Origin of the sequence: Marimonas arenosa, assembly GCF_030848945.1 — a bacterium.
GTDB classification, from domain to species: Bacteria; Pseudomonadota; Alphaproteobacteria; order Rhodobacterales; family Rhodobacteraceae; genus Marimonas; species Marimonas arenosa.
Genome location: NZ_JANHAX010000001.1, coordinates 529477 through 543416, shown reverse-complemented (window position 1 = coordinate 543416; position 13940 = coordinate 529477). Strand labels below are relative to the sequence as shown.

At 63.9% G+C, this 13940-nt stretch carries 12 protein-coding genes; 3 read left to right on the top strand and 9 right to left on the bottom strand.

The genetic code is table 11. The annotated features are described in order from the left end of the window. From ppk2 to NO357_RS02585, 6 genes are all read right to left on the bottom strand, one after another. Positions 1-876: a polyphosphate kinase 2 gene (gene ppk2, locus NO357_RS02610; protein ID WP_306734055.1), complete on the bottom strand. Its 876-nt coding sequence runs from the start codon at positions 874-876 to the stop codon at positions 1-3. A gap of 37 nt (positions 877-913) precedes the next feature. Further along, complete coding sequence (locus tag NO357_RS02605) at positions 914-1825, bottom strand: alpha/beta fold hydrolase (protein ID WP_306734054.1); 912 nt, start codon at positions 1823-1825, stop codon at positions 914-916. A gap of 61 nt (positions 1826-1886) precedes the next feature. Then, positions 1887-2831, bottom strand: a complete 945-nt coding sequence (locus tag NO357_RS02600) for a homoserine O-succinyltransferase (protein ID WP_306734053.1) — start codon at positions 2829-2831, stop codon at positions 1887-1889. A gap of 47 nt (positions 2832-2878) precedes the next feature. Continuing rightward, positions 2879-3739, bottom strand: a complete 861-nt coding sequence (locus NO357_RS02595) for an ATPase (RefSeq protein WP_306734052.1) — start codon at positions 3737-3739, stop codon at positions 2879-2881. A 52-nt stretch (positions 3740-3791) separates the two neighbouring features. Beyond that, the gene (locus tag NO357_RS02590) at positions 3792-4697 is read right to left on the bottom strand and encodes a DMT family transporter (RefSeq protein ID WP_306734051.1); all 906 of its coding nucleotides are present in this window, start codon (positions 4695-4697) and stop codon (positions 3792-3794) included. A gap of 41 nt (positions 4698-4738) precedes the next feature. After that, positions 4739-5626, bottom strand: a complete 888-nt coding sequence (locus NO357_RS02585) for a DMT family transporter (protein WP_306734050.1) — start codon at positions 5624-5626, stop codon at positions 4739-4741. Positions 5627-5708: 82 nt separating this feature from the next. Here NO357_RS02585 and NO357_RS02580 point away from each other — a divergent pair, with 82 nt between their 5' ends. Both NO357_RS02580 and NO357_RS02575 read left to right on the top strand, forming a co-directional pair. Then, complete coding sequence (locus NO357_RS02580) at positions 5709-7325, top strand: AMP-binding protein (protein WP_306734049.1); 1617 nt, start codon at positions 5709-5711, stop codon at positions 7323-7325. 191 nt (positions 7326-7516) lie between these two features. Next, complete coding sequence (locus NO357_RS02575) at positions 7517-8449, top strand: hypothetical protein (RefSeq protein WP_306734048.1); 933 nt, start codon at positions 7517-7519, stop codon at positions 8447-8449. Positions 8450-8467: 18 nt separating this feature from the next. Here NO357_RS02575 and NO357_RS02570 read toward each other — a convergent pair whose 3' ends face one another. The 3 genes from NO357_RS02570 to NO357_RS02560 form a co-directional block, all read right to left on the bottom strand. Then, positions 8468-9115, bottom strand: a complete 648-nt coding sequence (locus tag NO357_RS02570; protein WP_306734047.1) for a sulfotransferase family 2 domain-containing protein — start codon at positions 9113-9115, stop codon at positions 8468-8470. A gap of 4 nt (positions 9116-9119) precedes the next feature. After that, the gene (gene guaA, locus NO357_RS02565; protein ID WP_306734046.1) at positions 9120-10691 is read right to left on the bottom strand and encodes a glutamine-hydrolyzing GMP synthase; all 1572 of its coding nucleotides are present in this window, start codon (positions 10689-10691) and stop codon (positions 9120-9122) included. Between the two features lie 169 nt (positions 10692-10860). Continuing rightward, positions 10861-12087 carry an OmpP1/FadL family transporter gene (locus NO357_RS02560; protein ID WP_306734045.1) on the bottom strand — a complete coding sequence of 409 codons (1227 nt, stop codon included), beginning with the start codon at positions 12085-12087 and terminating at the stop codon, positions 10861-10863. 306 nt (positions 12088-12393) lie between these two features. Here NO357_RS02560 and NO357_RS02555 point away from each other — a divergent pair, with 306 nt between their 5' ends. Further along, positions 12394-13938 (top strand): trimethylamine methyltransferase family protein, encoded by a 1545-nt coding sequence (locus NO357_RS02555; protein ID WP_306734044.1) that lies wholly within the window; start codon positions 12394-12396, stop codon positions 13936-13938. Positions 13939-13940: the final 2 nt, after the last annotated feature.

Genomic DNA, 13940 nt, shown 5'->3' with positions numbered 1-13940 from the left:
TCATGCGGCCCAGATGCCGGGGCCGCCGCAGATTGTATCGTCGATCTGACCGATGGCTTTTTCATTCTTGCGTGCATAAGGAATGCTGCTCAGAACGGTGCGGATTGCGGCCAACCTGGCGCGCCGCTTGTCATCCGAGCGGATCACCGTCCAAGGCGCGTGATCGCTGTCTGAGCGGTCGAAGGTCTCACTGATGGCGGCGGTGTAGTCGTCCCATTTTTTCAGACCCTCGACATCGATCCAGCTGAGTTTCCACTGCTTCAGCGGGTCGCTTTCGCGCTTGAGAAAACGGTTCAATTGCTCCGCTCGGCCGACATTGAGCCAGAGCTTGAAGAGAAAAATGCCCTCGTCGACAAGCATGCGCTCGAAATCGCCCACTTGGGCGAAGAAATGTTCGCGCTGGTCGTCGGTGCAGAACCCGAAGACCTTTTCGACGACGCCACGATTGTACCAGGAGCGATCATAGAACACGATTTCGCCGCCGGCGGGAAGGTGATCGACGTAGCGCTGGAAATACCATTGGGTGGCCTCGGTTTCGGTCGGCTTTGACAGCGCCACGACACGGGCGCCGCGCGGGTTCAGATTTTCGCGAAAGCGTTTGATCGTGCCACCCTTGCCGGCGGCATCGCGGCCTTCGAACACGACGGCGATGCGGGCGCCGGTTTGCTTGGCCCAGGCCTGAAGTTTGACCAGTTCGATCTGTAGCTTTGCCATGTCCTTTTCATAGGCCTTGCGCGGCATGCGTTCGGAATGTGGATAGCTCGGGTCGAGGATGTCGCCTTTTTCGGCGCGGCGGATCGCGTTGCGGATGGAATCGGGGGCATCGTCTTCGAAAAACCGGCCAATCGCGCCGTCGAAGGGTAACTCGGTGCTCATGTCTGACATCCTTCCGGGGACAATGATGTTAAAAGGCTTAACGGATTTCGCCGGTGGGCAAAAGCCCGGCGCGTTGCGCTGCGCGACGGACGGCGGCCGCGACCTCGGGCTGGGCGACATGTTGTGGCATGTGGCCGATCCCTTCCAGCCGGCTCAGGCGGTTGCCTGCGACCTGTTCGGCCAGCGGCTCGGCATGGATGCGCAGGCCCACGGTGGTGTCGGCAGTACCGTGTAGGCTTTCGACCGGTAGCGATATCTCGGCATAGCGCTGTTGGAGGGTGGTGATCTCGGCCAGAAGATTTGCGCGCTGCAAGGCGTTGGCGCGCAGGCTGGCGCGGCGCAGGGTCAGACCGGCTCCGATATGGTCGCCATAGCCCGGCGGCGGCGACTGAGGCGCGAAGATCGCATCGAGTTCGCGCGATACCCGCGCGTCTTTCACGAAGGCGGTAAGCAGCGGGATGATCAAAGGCCCGAGCAACCGGTGCGACAGCAGAGTGTAGTACCAACCGAGCCCGGTGGTCCATGGCTGGGACGCAGCGGCGAGCAGGACCAGCGCCGCGACCTGGTTCGGCCGGTGAACCGCCCAGGCCAGTGCCACCGCGCCGCCATAGGACTGGCCAAGGACGATGGGTTTACGCGCGCCGAGCTGGGCGGCGGCGTCCGACAGCAGCTCGGCCTGTTGCACGATCGAGGCGCCGGTTCGATTGATCCTGTCGGTGTAGCCAAGGCCGGGACGATCGAATACGAAAACCCGGAAAGACTCGGCCAGCTTGGGCGCGAGCGAATGGGTGAAATCGCGGGCGTTGCCCGATGCGCCATGGATCAGAATGACATCCGGGCCGCTGTCGCCCATCACCACCCCGTGCACGCGGTGGCCGCCAACCGTGATCACGTCGCCCTCGGGTGGGAAGGCGGCCTCGGCCCGGGCCTCGTGCCGGCGCGCGCGCATCCGGACAACACCTGTCGCCCCGGCGGCGCCTAGACCAGCCAATGCCCAGCCGAGTGCCATCTCAGCCCCGCAGGTCGGTGCTTTCGATCCCGATTTTCGAGATGTCGTAGGGCGTCGTCTCGTAAATCTCGGAAATCCAGTTGCCGTATAGCAGATGCGCGTGGCTGCGCCAGCGGTTGCGCGGCGTCAGGCTTGGGTCGTCATCCGGGAAATAGTTGATCGGCAGGATGATCTCGGATCCTGCCGTGACGTCGCGGTCGTATTCCTGCTTGAGCGTATCGCTGTCATATTCGAAATGGTTGAAGATATAGAGCGCCCGGTGCTTGGGGTCCTCGAGCAAGCAGGGACCGACCTCCTCGCTGCCCAGCAGGGTGGAAAGCTCGGGGATGTCGTCGATCTCGTCCTGGCGCACTTCGGTCCAGCGGCTTACGGGAATGACAAAATCATCCGAGAAGCCGCGCAGATAAGATGAGCCGGGCGAAATGTTCTGATGACGGAAACACCCGAAGGCCTTATGTGGCAGCATGTGTTTGGGCAGCCCATAGAAATGGTTGAGCATCGCCATGCCGCCCCAGCAGACGCCGAAGGTGGAATGCACGTTGCTCTGCGTCCAATCGAACACCTCGCGGATTTCGTCCCAATAGGTCACGTCCTGATAGGGCAAATGCTCGATCGGAGCGCCGGTGATGATGAGACCGTCGAACTTTTCGCCGGTTTCTTTCACGTCCGAGAAGGGGCGGTAGAACTCGGCCATGTGTTTGGCGGCGGTGTTGCGGGTCTTGTGCTCGGTCATGCGGATCAGGCTGAGCTCGATCTGCAGGGGCGTGGCGCCGATCAGCCGGGCGAACTGGTTCTCGGTCTGGATCTTCTTGGGCATCAGGTTGAGCAGCCCGATCCTGAGCGGCCGGATATCCTGCCGGGCGGCCTGGTCCTCGTCCATCACCTGCACGCCCTCGCGCGTCAGCACGTCGAAGGCGGGAAGCGAGGAGGGAAGCTTGATGGGCATAGGCCGGAATCCTCTTTCACGGGGTTCGGGTTTAGATGGGCGGAAGCTCAGCGCGTCTCAAGGGCCTTTGCGATCATGTCTTCGAAATCTGCTGCCGTTCCGACCTGTGCCACGTCCTCGGCCGTCACCGTGACACCCCAGTTCCTGGCCATGGCTTCATAACGCGGCTGGCGGTGGGCAAGTGCCGAAGCGTAGGTGTAGCGAATGAAGGCGTCCGGGTCGACCTCGTCTGCACGGCAGCCCGCTTCGGCCAGATAAGCCTGCCATTGCGCGTCAAGAAACTCGGGCTGATAGGCCATCGGTTTCGGGGCGCGGTCGAAGCGACGGATCAGCTCTTCGGTATGGGTGTCGGAGCCTCTGATCCACACCATCAGCGTGGCCTGCGAAAGGGTTTTCAGAATTGCGTCTTCCGGATTCTCGGGATCGACCCATTCGCAGATCGATCCGCCTGTGTCGCAGACGAAATGTGGATAGCCATAGAGGTGTTCGGCCCGGTCGATGAAATGCGGGGTGTCGAGCAGCGCGGCGATTTCCGCCTCGCGGAACTGGGCCTGGCGGCGGGTATATTCGGCGTAGGGCAGGCCACCCTTGGTCGGGTCGCCCGGCTTACCGAGATAGGTGGAGACCGGCGAGAGATTGTCGAAGGTGATGTTCGAGCCGATGTAGATCGAATCCGACAACAGGAGATCACGCAGAAACGGGTTCTTCAGCGCTTCGCGCTTGGCGTTGTCGGAAATGTATTCGCCCATGTACCGGGTGCCGATGCGGTAATCGATGGAATAGTGGTACCAGTCGCCGCTGTCGCGCAGCATATTCGAGACGTGGGTCTTACCCAGCCCCGACATGGCGAACAGCAGAACGCGCTTGTTGGGCGCGGCGCGCCAGTCATCTGCAGTGGGGTAAAGCATTGAGCGCCCTCGAAAACCGTTTGTCGCTTGGTAAAACGGCGGTGCCGCGCGGTCAAATCTTTAAGCGCTTGACGATCCGCCCATCGATCACCGCGAGCCCGGCCGCGATCAGCCCAAAGCCGGCCAGGACGTGGAACGGCAGGCTTTCGCCGAGGCTCAGGCTGCTGATCACGATGGCGCAGGGGGCAACCAGAAGCGTGACCAGGAGCAGGTTCGCGGCCCCGGCCAATGCCAGCACGCGATAGTACAGCATGAAGGCAATGGCCGTGCCGGGGATGGCAATATAGGTGAGAAGGGCAAGGGTGATGAAGCTGTAGTTCAGGCTGGGCGGGCCTTCCAGCGTCCAGGCCCCGGCCCAGGCGAACAGCGCGGCAAAGCTGAGCATCCCGGCGGCAGAGACATCGGAGGGCACATCGTGTAGCATCTTGCGCGCCCAGACCCCGGCCAACGCGTAGCTCATGGCGGCACCCAGCAGGGCAAGCTGGGCGAGTGAGCGCAGGTCGAATTGGCGCAGATGTTCGAGCCCCATCGCCGTGGCGACCCCGAGAAACCCGAGCGTGACGCCCGCTGCCTTGCGTCGGGTGAAGCGTTCGTCGGCAAAGAAGATTGCCGCCACGAGCACGCCGAAAATCGCGGTGGAGCCGTTGAGGATTGCGGCCAGCCCGGCTTCGATATGCTGTTGGCCCCAGAAGATCAGCGAGAACGGAAGCACGTTATTGATCAGTCCCATCACGGCGAAACCGATCCAGACGCGGGGCTTGGCGGGCAGAGGCTGGCCGCGCCAGGCGACAATCGCCCACAGAATCAATGCTGCCCAGAAGGTGCGTTGGGCCACGATGGTGACCGGGCCGACCTCGACCAGCACGACCTTGGCAGCGGGAAAGATGCCGCCCCAGATCGCAGCGAGGGTCAGAAGCAACGTCCAGGCGAGCGGCGAAAGGGTTTTTTGTGGAGCCATGCCGTGGATCTAGCGTGACCGGCGGGGAACGGCGACCCGGGTCATGCGGGTTCCCGTGCCGAACGGGTCTCCGTCCATATATTCAGGTAGTTGCCAGCAAAGATCACGGCTGCGCCGAGGAAGACGAAGGCGTCGAGCGGTTCGGCATATAGCGCCATGCCGACCACGGCGATCACTGGCAGGCGGATGAAATCGACCGGCATGACCACGGTGGCCGGCGCCAGCGACAGCGCCTTGGCGATGCAGAAATGCGCCAGCAGGCCACCGAGCCCGACGACAAAAATGAAGGGCAGGGCAGAGACCTCGGGCACGGCAATATCGAAATCGTATCCGGCACAGAGCAGCCCGAAGACGGCCTGCATCACCGTCAGGAAGAACAGGATCGAGGTCACGGGCTCGGTCCGGGTCAGCTTCTTGGTGAACAGCGTGGTCAGAGCGAAACAGATGGCGGAGGTGGCAGCGGCGATGATGCCGATACTGAGGCTCTCGGGGTTGGGGCGCGCGACGATCAGGATGCCGGCGAAGCCGATCAGTGCCGCCAGCGCCCGCACCGGGGTGAGGCGTTCCCCAAGGATCAGCGGCGACAGCAACAACACCCAGATGGGTGAGGTGAATTCCAGCGCGAAGACCTGTGCCAGCGGGATCACGGTGACGGCGAAAAACCACAGGTTCTGCCCGGCGAAATGAGCGAGATTCCGGGTGCCGTGGAGGCGCAGGTTTCGAACGTGAATGTCGCCCAGGCGGCCCCGGAACGTCGCGACGCCAAGCACGATCACGATGCCGATGAAACTGCGATACATCATGATCTCGAACGTATCGAGATCCGATGACAGCTCGCGCCCGGCCACCGCCATTGACGAAAACGACAGGATCGCTCCGCTCATCCACAGGGCGGCCTGGAGCGGGGCAGTCTGGGGGGCGGCGCTCATTGCCGGGCCTGGGGGCTTGTGCTGATCATGCGCCTATCTCTAGGGTATTTGCGGGCGTTGTCCATGGCGAAGGGAGGAGGCGATGATCGCGATCGAAGACCAGGTGATCGACCAGGTGTTCCGCGCCGCGGCCGCGCGCTGGCCCGAGCACGACTTCCTGGTCACCCCGCGCCGGGACGGAGCGCCAATACTGGCGTTGACCTATCGGCAAGTCATGGAAAAGGTAGAGAAATATGCGGCTGCACTGGATCGGGCCGGCTATGGTCCGGGGCAGCGGGCGGCGGTGCTGCTGGGCACTGGCCCGGAGCACTATATCGTCAAGCTGGCGTTGAACCGGCTGGGACTGTCCTGCGTGCCGGTGAACCCCGATTACCGCGCCGGCGAACTGGCCTATCTGTTGCAGGACAGTGCCGCGGTGCTGGCGATTGCCGATGCGCCGCGGGCGGAGTTGATGCAGGCCGGGCTGGCCGAGGCGGGGACCGGGGCTGTCTTTGCCCGGTTCGAGACGATGTTGGAAGACCTGCCGTCGGCGCCCACTGCTGCTCCGGGCGGCAAGATCGGGCCCGAAAGCGAGGCCAGCTTGCTTTACACCTCGGGCACCACCGGCCGGCCCAAGGGCTGTATTCTGACCCACGCCTATGAGCTGATGGTGGGTGCTGCCTATCCGCGCATAGGGCCGCCGGTGTCGCTCGGTGAAAAGGATCGGGTTTTCAATCCGTTACCTGCCTTTCATATCAATGCGGGCGTGGTTACCTTTCTTGGCGTGATGATGTCCGGGGCAGCGCTGATTCAACCCGAGCGGTTCAGCGCCACGACCTGGTGGCGCGACATTCGGGAGACGCGGGCCACGATTTTCCACTACCTCGGCGTGGTGATCTCGGTGTTGATGGCCGACCGGACGGCAGGGCCGGAACAGTTGGGTGATCTGCGGGCGGGGATCGGGGCCGGGGTGGAACCGGCGCTGCATGTCGCCTTCGAGGAGCATTTCGGCATCCCGCTGATCGAGCTGTGGGGCATGACCGAGATGTGCCGGGTGATCGTGATGTGGCGGGAACCGCGCCAGCCCGACACCCGGGCTTTCGGCCGGGCGGATGGCGATCCGGGGGCGCTGGAGGTGCAGGTGTGGGACGATGCCGGCCGCGAGGTGCCGCCGGGCACACCGGGCGAAATGGTGCTGAGGCATTCCGCGGCAACCCCGCGCCGGGGGTTCTTCGCCGGGTATCTCAACAAGCCCGAGGCCACGGAGGAAGCCTGGGCCGGCGGCTGGTTTCATACTGGCGATACGGTGGTGATGGACGAGGACGACATTCTCTATTTCATCGACCGCAAGAAGAACATTATTCGCAGGGCTGGCGAAAACATCGCGGCGGCCGAGGTGGAGAATGTACTGTTGAGTGATGACCGGGTGGTCAACGTGGCGTGCGTGGCGGCGCTGGACGAGATCCGCGAGGAGGAGGTGCTGGCCTGCATCGTGCTGGCGGACGGGGTCCCGGCAGATTGTGAAACCGGGCAGAGCATCGTCCGGCAAGCAGCTGAAAAGCTGTCTTATTTCAAGGTTCCCGGCTGGATCCTTTTCGTCGACGCGCTGCCGGTGACCGGTACCCAGAAAGTGGTGAAGCACAAGCTGTTCGCCGCCGGCGAGGACCCTCGGGAGAGGCCCGGCATTCTGGATCTTCGATCGCTCAAAAAACGGGGTTAATGGCACCGCACGGTGAAAAACGCCGGTATGGCAGCCCGGCTGGCGGGCTGGCTGGCACCTTGTCTGGCGCGCGGTGGCGCAAGGAGTCGGTAAGCGGGCACATTAACGTGGTGTACGGTGCCGGACACGAGGCTGGACACCGGCCCCGTCCGGACTAGCATGGGTCGCGCAGCGGCAGCGTGGAGCGGGGCATGGCGCAGACGATCGTTCACATCGGACACGGCAAGACCGGCAGTTCGGCGATCCAGTCCTTCCTGGCGCTGAATGCCGAGCTGCTGCGCGCCTTTGGCATCGAGTATCCCTGGCACGACTCGTTCGCCGCGGCGCGGGAAGGCAGGATCACCAGCGGCAACTATGACAGTTTCTATCGGTTGGAGCAGCGGCCGGCCGGGATGGTGTTGTTCTCGTCGGAAAAGTTTTGCCGCGATGTGGTGAACCGGCCGGAGTTCCTTGAGCGGCTGGCCGGGATCGGCGGGCAGGTGAAGATCATCTGCTATACCCGCGACCTGTTCGATCATTTTCTGTCGGCCTATGGTCAGCTGATCAAGCGCGGGCGCGGCACCGACAGCCCGCGGGCCTATGCCGAGCGGCACAAGATCTTCCGCGTCCTGGCGCGCGTGATCGACCGGCTGGAGGAAGCCGGGATCGCGCTGGAACTGACGAACTACAGCCGGCTCGACGGGCCGATCGAAATGGATTTTGCCCATCGCATCCTTGGGGCCGAGGCGGCGCGGTTGCTTGACCAGGCGCAACGGGTCGATGGGGCAGTCAATCGCTCGCTGACCCGCGCCGAACTGGCGTTGCAGCGGCTGTTCAATGAATATGCGGCCTTTCCGACGGCGCGGTTTATCTCGGATGCGCTGTGCAATGCGCTGCCCGAGATCCGGGGCGAGCGGCCTCCACTCGATTCCGAAACCTGCAACCTGCTGATCGAGCGGAACCGTGACGCCATCGCTCGCATCAACCGGCGGCTGCCCGCGGGCGAAGCGATCCGGCTGGAGCCGCCGGCAGATGCCGGTTCGGCCGGCGGCAGTTACGTCTTTTCCGAAGACCAGCTGCGGGTGCTGGCGCGGTCGGTATCCGAGGAAATCGCGAAGTCCCGCAAGGCTGGTCGTCAGACTTGATCACAGGCAGCGTCGCCCTCAGGCGGGGCGATAGCCGAAGCGCTCGAAATCCGCGGCGAAATGGGTGTCGACGAGGCGGCGCGCAGCAAGACCGAGTTCGGTCGCGGCCGAGCCGGCATCGTAGCGGCCGGTGGTATTGTGCCAATCGAGCCGGGAGGTGACACCGGCGCGCCGCGCGATCTCGGGCCAGTGGCGGGCGATCTCGGAAATGTCGAAAACCGCGTCGACCAGGATGTCGCCGTGATCACCGGTGAGCCAAGCGGTGCAGGGGGCGAACATCAGGGGAATGTTGTAGAACCGCGGCTCCTTGTCGCCGATGGCGCGGCGGACCCATTCTTCGAGCCCGATGCCGTCGCTGGCGATATCCGATATGTTGCGTTTCAAGCGGAACTGATAGAGCGAGCAGACCCGGGCATAGGGGTGGCGGGTGGTGGCGAAGCTCCAGATCCGGTCCCAGGCCGGGCGGCCGATCTTGGCGATGCGCTGCTGCGCGGTGTCGTGGATTTTCGGGATCCCGAGCGCGGCCTCTATGCTGGAGCCGCCGCATTTGTTGACGTGGATGAAGCAGACCGTGCCGTGATCACGCTGGTCGAGGAGAAAGGCGCGCTTGTCGGGTCCGAAAGCGTCGAGCGACCTGCGGTCTATCGGGTCCTGCGACCGGGCCAAGGGATCATTCCCACTCGATGGTGCCAGGGGGTTTCGAGGTGATGTCGTAGGTCACCCGGTTGATGCCCTGCACCTCGTTGATGATGCGGGTGGCGGTTTCGCCGAGGAAGTCGTGGGAGAAGGGATAGTAGTCGGCGGTCATGCCGTCGACCGATGTCACCGCGCGCAGCGCACAGGCATAGTCGTAGGTGCGGCCGTCGCCCATGACGCCGACGGTACGCACCGGCAGGATGGCGACGAAGGCCTGCCAGATCTCGTCATAAAGCCCGTGGCGGCGGATCTGGTCGATATAGACGGCATCGGCCTGGCGCAGGATCTCCAGCTTTTCCCTTGTGATCTCGCCCGGGCAGCGGATGGCGAGGCCGGGGCCAGGGAAGGGATGGCGGCCGATGAACGACGCCGGCAGGCCCAGTTCGTGGCCCAAAGCGCGGACCTCGTCCTTGAACAGCTCGCGCAGGGGTTCGACCAGCTTTAGGCCCATCTTTTCGGGCAGGCCGCCGACATTGTGGTGCGACTTGATGGTGACCGAGGGGCCGCCGGAAAAGGACACGCTTTCGATCACGTCCGGGTAGAGGGTGCCCTGGGCGAGGAACTCGGCATCCTCGATCTGGTTGGCATAATTCTGGAACACGTCGATGAACAGGCGGCCGATGGTTTTTCTTTTGACCTCCGGGTCGGTTACGCCGTCAAGCTCACCCAGGAACAGCTCGCGCTCGTCAGCGTGGATCAGCTTGATGTTGTAGTGGTCGCGAAACATGCTGACCACTTCTTCGGCCTCGTTCTGGCGCAGCAGGCCGTGGTCGACGAAGACACAGGTGAGCTGATCGCCGATCGCCTCGTGCAGCAGGATTGCGGTGACCGAGCTGTCGACACCGCCGGAGAGGCCACAGATCACGTGGGCGTTGCCGACCTGATCGCGGATCTTCTGGATCGCTTCTTCGCGGTAGGCGCCCATGGTCCAGTCGCCGGTGAACCCGGCGAGGCGGACAAAATTTTCGTAAAGCGTCTTTCCGTTCGGGGTGTGGTGCACCTCGGGGTGGAACTGCACGGCGTAGAAATGCCGCGCCGGATTGCCGGTGATGGCGAAGGGCGCGTTGGGCGAGGTGCCGTAGACCTCGAAGCCCGGTGCGAGTTTGCTGACGTGATCGCCGTGGCTCATCCAGACCTGCTCGCGTCCGTCGAGGAACCAGCCGAACAGCAGGTCGTCGTGCCGGCCCTTGGGTTCGACATAAGCACGGCCGAACTCGGCGGTGCCGCCGCCGCCCGAGATCTTGCCGCCTTCGACGCGGCCGCCAAGATCCTGCATCATCACCTGCTGACCGTAGCAGATGCCAAGGATCGGCACGCCCATGGTGTAGACGCTTTGCGGCGGGCGCGGAGACCCGTCGCGGGTGACACTGTCGGGGCCGCCCGAGAAGATCACCGCCTTGGGCGCGAAATCCGCGAGGAAGGCGTCGGTGACGTTCTGGTAGGGGTGGATTTCGCAGTAGACGTTCAGCTCGCGCAGGCGCCGGGCGATCAGCTGGGTCACCTGAGAGCCGAAGTCGATGATCAGAAGGCGGTCATGTGTGCTCATGGCCCGGGATTATGACAAGGCCGCAACCGGCGCAAGCGCCGTTGCTTCATCTGACCGCAAATATCCCCGCCGGAGGCCCTGAGGATGAGGCCGGATGGCCGAAGACGAGACAAAAAAGAGCGCGGCCCGAAAGGGCCGCGCACAATTGGATCAGGTCCGGTTCAGACGCTTACCATTTCCAGGTCATGCCGACAGCGATCTCGTGCTGGCTCATCTGCTCGGAGATCGTGGTGGGAGCGAACAGGAACGGCCCCGAGAGGTCGTTGTCGAAGGCATGGGTGTAGGACATGTGGATTTCGCGCCGGTTGTTGATCCGGTAGGTGCCGCCGATCGAGGCGTGCAGCTGCGGCGTTGCCGGGGCGAGCGCGTTGAAGGTGGCTTCGATCGGGGCGGCGAATTCGGTGTTGTACGAGACACCGCCACGCACCGTCCACTGCGAGTTGACCTCGTATTCCGCGGCGAGACGGAACACGTCCATGTCCTTCCAGCCGAAGCCCGGGCCGCCGGGCGAGCCGAGCGGCAGCGGCGTGGTCGAGGAATTGCCGATCGCGCCGACGCCGGAATAGAAGATACGCTGCCATTCGGCGGTGATCTTCAGGGCCGAGTTCGACGGCGGCATGAAGGTCATGCCGATCGTGGCGCTCGCCGGGATGTCGAAATCACCGGCATCGGCGAAGAGGCCAGCGTAACTTTCGAACGGGTCCATCTTGATCTTGGAACGGACCGAGGCGCCGAAGGTCAGGTTCGGGCTGGCTTCGATCAGCACACCGATCTGGGCGCCGAAACCGACCGACCAGTCATCGCCGTTATCGGTGACCGATCCGACTGCGGTGGTGAATCCGGGCGCGTCGAAGGCCTGAAGCCCGGTGGCTGAGAAGCGCTGCGCGGCGACGATCGGGGCGAAGCCCAGCGTGACGCCGTTGCCGACCTCGGTGGCGTAGTTGACCTGAACGAACAGCTGTTCGAGATTCACGCCGAGCGGGCCGACGCCGCCGAAGAAGTTGATCGGGTAGTCGGTGTTCATGCCGCCGTTGCCGTAGACCAGAACGCCCAGCGTGCTGCCATTGCCGAGCTGGAAGTTGCCGCCGATGCAGGGCACCGGGAAGAACTCGTTGTCGCTCTGGAACGTGCCGAAACCGGTGATGGTGACCGAGCGCGACGGCATGAACGCCGCCAGACAGGCATCCACCTGGTTGGGATATTTCAGTCCGAAGGCGGGGTTGCTCGCCGCGCCCATAACGCCGGTCCCGATCGACACGCCTGCGCCCGCCATCCCCTTGGACTGGACGCTGGTGCCGTTCGAGAAGTAGCCGGTGGTCGCCATGGCCGGTGCGGCGGCGAGCGCAAGACCGGCGGCGAGAGATGCACCGAGAAAGGGCTTTTGATAGGTATTCATACTGTCTCCTCCGAAGGGGCCGGAACCCCACATGCGGGCCCCGCCGATTGGTTTGCGCGGGCTTGGGGCCAAAGTGAAAAAATTCTTAGATACAAATAACCAAATGTAAACCGGGCTTATGCACAGCGGGGGCAGGGACTGCGGCAGGTGGGCAACAGGCGCACGGCATCCCCCGACATGGCTGCGCGGCGCAAGATGTCGGTTTTTCCCCCCGGAGGCCGCAAAACGCGCAAGCTGCGCCGGCGGCTTGGCCTAGAACGAAGTCAGGTGTCCACCAGCAACAGCGACTAAGGGGTTGGTCCAGCGATGAGTGAAACGACGACACGGCGACGGGCAAGGTCGGGGGGAGGCGCGGCGCGACGCGCCGAGCGCGGGGCGGTTTCCTTTGAGACGGCCCGCTTCATCACCCGCAACATTCCCGATCTCGAGGTAATGAACGCGGAGGCGATGGAGATCATCGAGCAGAATGCCGACACCGTTCTGGAAGAAATCGGGGTCGGTTTCGTCAACAACCCGGGCGCGCTGGAGCGGTGGAAACAGGCCGGGGCCGATGTTCGCGGTGAGCGGGTGCATATCCCGCGCGGGCTGGCGCGTCAGCTGTGTGCGACGGCGCCCTCGCGTTTCACCCAGCATGCCCGCAACCCGGAGCGCTCGGTCGAGATCGGTGGGCGCAACCTGGTGCTGGCGCCGGTCTACGGCCCGCCGTTCGTGCGCGACGCCGCCGGCGGGCGCCGCTATGCCACGATGGAGGATTTCCGCAAGTTCGTGAAACTAGGCTACATGTCGAAATGGCTGCACCATTCCGGCGGCACGGTGTGCGAGCCGACCGACGTGGCGGTGAACAAGCGCCATCTCGACATGCTGCATGCCCATATGACGCTGAGCGACAAGCCGTTCATGGGCTCGGTCACCGACCCCTCCCGCGCCCGCGACAGCGTCGAGATGTGTGAGATTCTGTTCGGCAGGGAATTCGTTCAGCAGAACACGGTGATGACCTCGCTGATCAACATCAACTCGCCGCTGACCTTCGATGATGTGATGATGGGCGCGCTGGAGGTCTATGCCGCGGCGAACCAGGCCTGCATCATTTCGCCCTTCATCGTCGGCGGTGCGATGGCGCCGGTTTCTGTCGCCGGCACGCTGACCCAGGTGTTGGCCGAGGTGCTGGCCGGGATCGCCTATTCGCAGCTGGTGCGGCCCGGCGCGCCGGTGATCATGGGCGCCTTCGTCAGCTCGATCGACATGAATTCGGGTGCGCCCACCTTCGGCACCCCGGAAGCGTCGCTGGTGACCTATGGTGCCGGTCAGCTGGCGCGGCGGCTGGGGCTGCCGTTCCGCTCGGCCGGGTCGTTCTGCGGCTCGAAGCTGCCCGATGCGCAGGCGGCTTACGAGACCGCCAACAGCCTGAACATGGGGCTGCTGAGCGGCGTCAACTTCATGCTGCACGCCTGCGGCTGGCTGGAAGGTGGTCTGGTGGCGAGCTTCGAAAAATTCGTCATGGATGCGGATCAGCTGGGTGTCCTGCACCGGTTGGCCGAGGGGATCAGCGTCAGCGATGATGCGCAGGCGATGGACGCGATCCGCGAGGTCGGCCCCGGCGGGCACTATCTCGGCTGCGCCCATACCCAGGCGCATTTCAAGACGGCGTTCTGGAAATCGGACCTGCTTGACTACAAGCCGTTCGAGACCTGGGAGGAAGAAGGCGCGCGCGATACCCAGGCGCTGGCGGCGGCCAAGGTCGAAAAAATGCTGGCAACCTATCAGCAGCCGCTGCTCGATCCTGGTATCGCCGGGGCGCTGGAGGAGTATGTTACCGGCAAGAAAGCGGCTGAACCCGACGCCTTTCTCTGAAG

Bases quoted from the DNA above. Each gene is read 5' to 3' on its own strand.
- ppk2 (WP_306734055.1), bottom strand. From the start codon at position 876: ATGAGCACCGAGTTACCCTTCGACGGCGCGATTGGCCGGTTTTTCGAA.
- NO357_RS02605 (WP_306734054.1), bottom strand. From the start codon at position 1,825: ATGCGCGCGCGCCGGCACGAGGCCCGGGCCGAGGCCGCCTTCCCACCC.
- NO357_RS02600 (WP_306734053.1), bottom strand. From the start codon at position 2,831: ATGCCCATCAAGCTTCCCTCCTCGCTTCCCGCCTTCGACGTGCTGACG.
- NO357_RS02595 (WP_306734052.1), bottom strand. From the start codon at position 3,739: ATGCTTTACCCCACTGCAGATGACTGGCGCGCCGCGCCCAACAAGCGC.
- NO357_RS02590 (WP_306734051.1), bottom strand. From the start codon at position 4,697: ATGGCTCCACAAAAAACCCTTTCGCCGCTCGCCTGGACGTTGCTTCTG.
- NO357_RS02585 (WP_306734050.1), bottom strand. From the start codon at position 5,626: ATGAGCGCCGCCCCCCAGACTGCCCCGCTCCAGGCCGCCCTGTGGATG.
- NO357_RS02580 (WP_306734049.1), top strand. From the start codon at position 5,709: ATGATCGCGATCGAAGACCAGGTGATCGACCAGGTGTTCCGCGCCGCG.
- NO357_RS02575 (WP_306734048.1), top strand. From the start codon at position 7,517: ATGGCGCAGACGATCGTTCACATCGGACACGGCAAGACCGGCAGTTCG.
- guaA (WP_306734046.1), bottom strand. From the start codon at position 10,691: ATGAGCACACATGACCGCCTTCTGATCATCGACTTCGGCTCTCAGGTG.
- NO357_RS02560 (WP_306734045.1), bottom strand. From the start codon at position 12,087: ATGAATACCTATCAAAAGCCCTTTCTCGGTGCATCTCTCGCCGCCGGT.
- NO357_RS02555 (WP_306734044.1), top strand. From the start codon at position 12,394: ATGAGTGAAACGACGACACGGCGACGGGCAAGGTCGGGGGGAGGCGCG.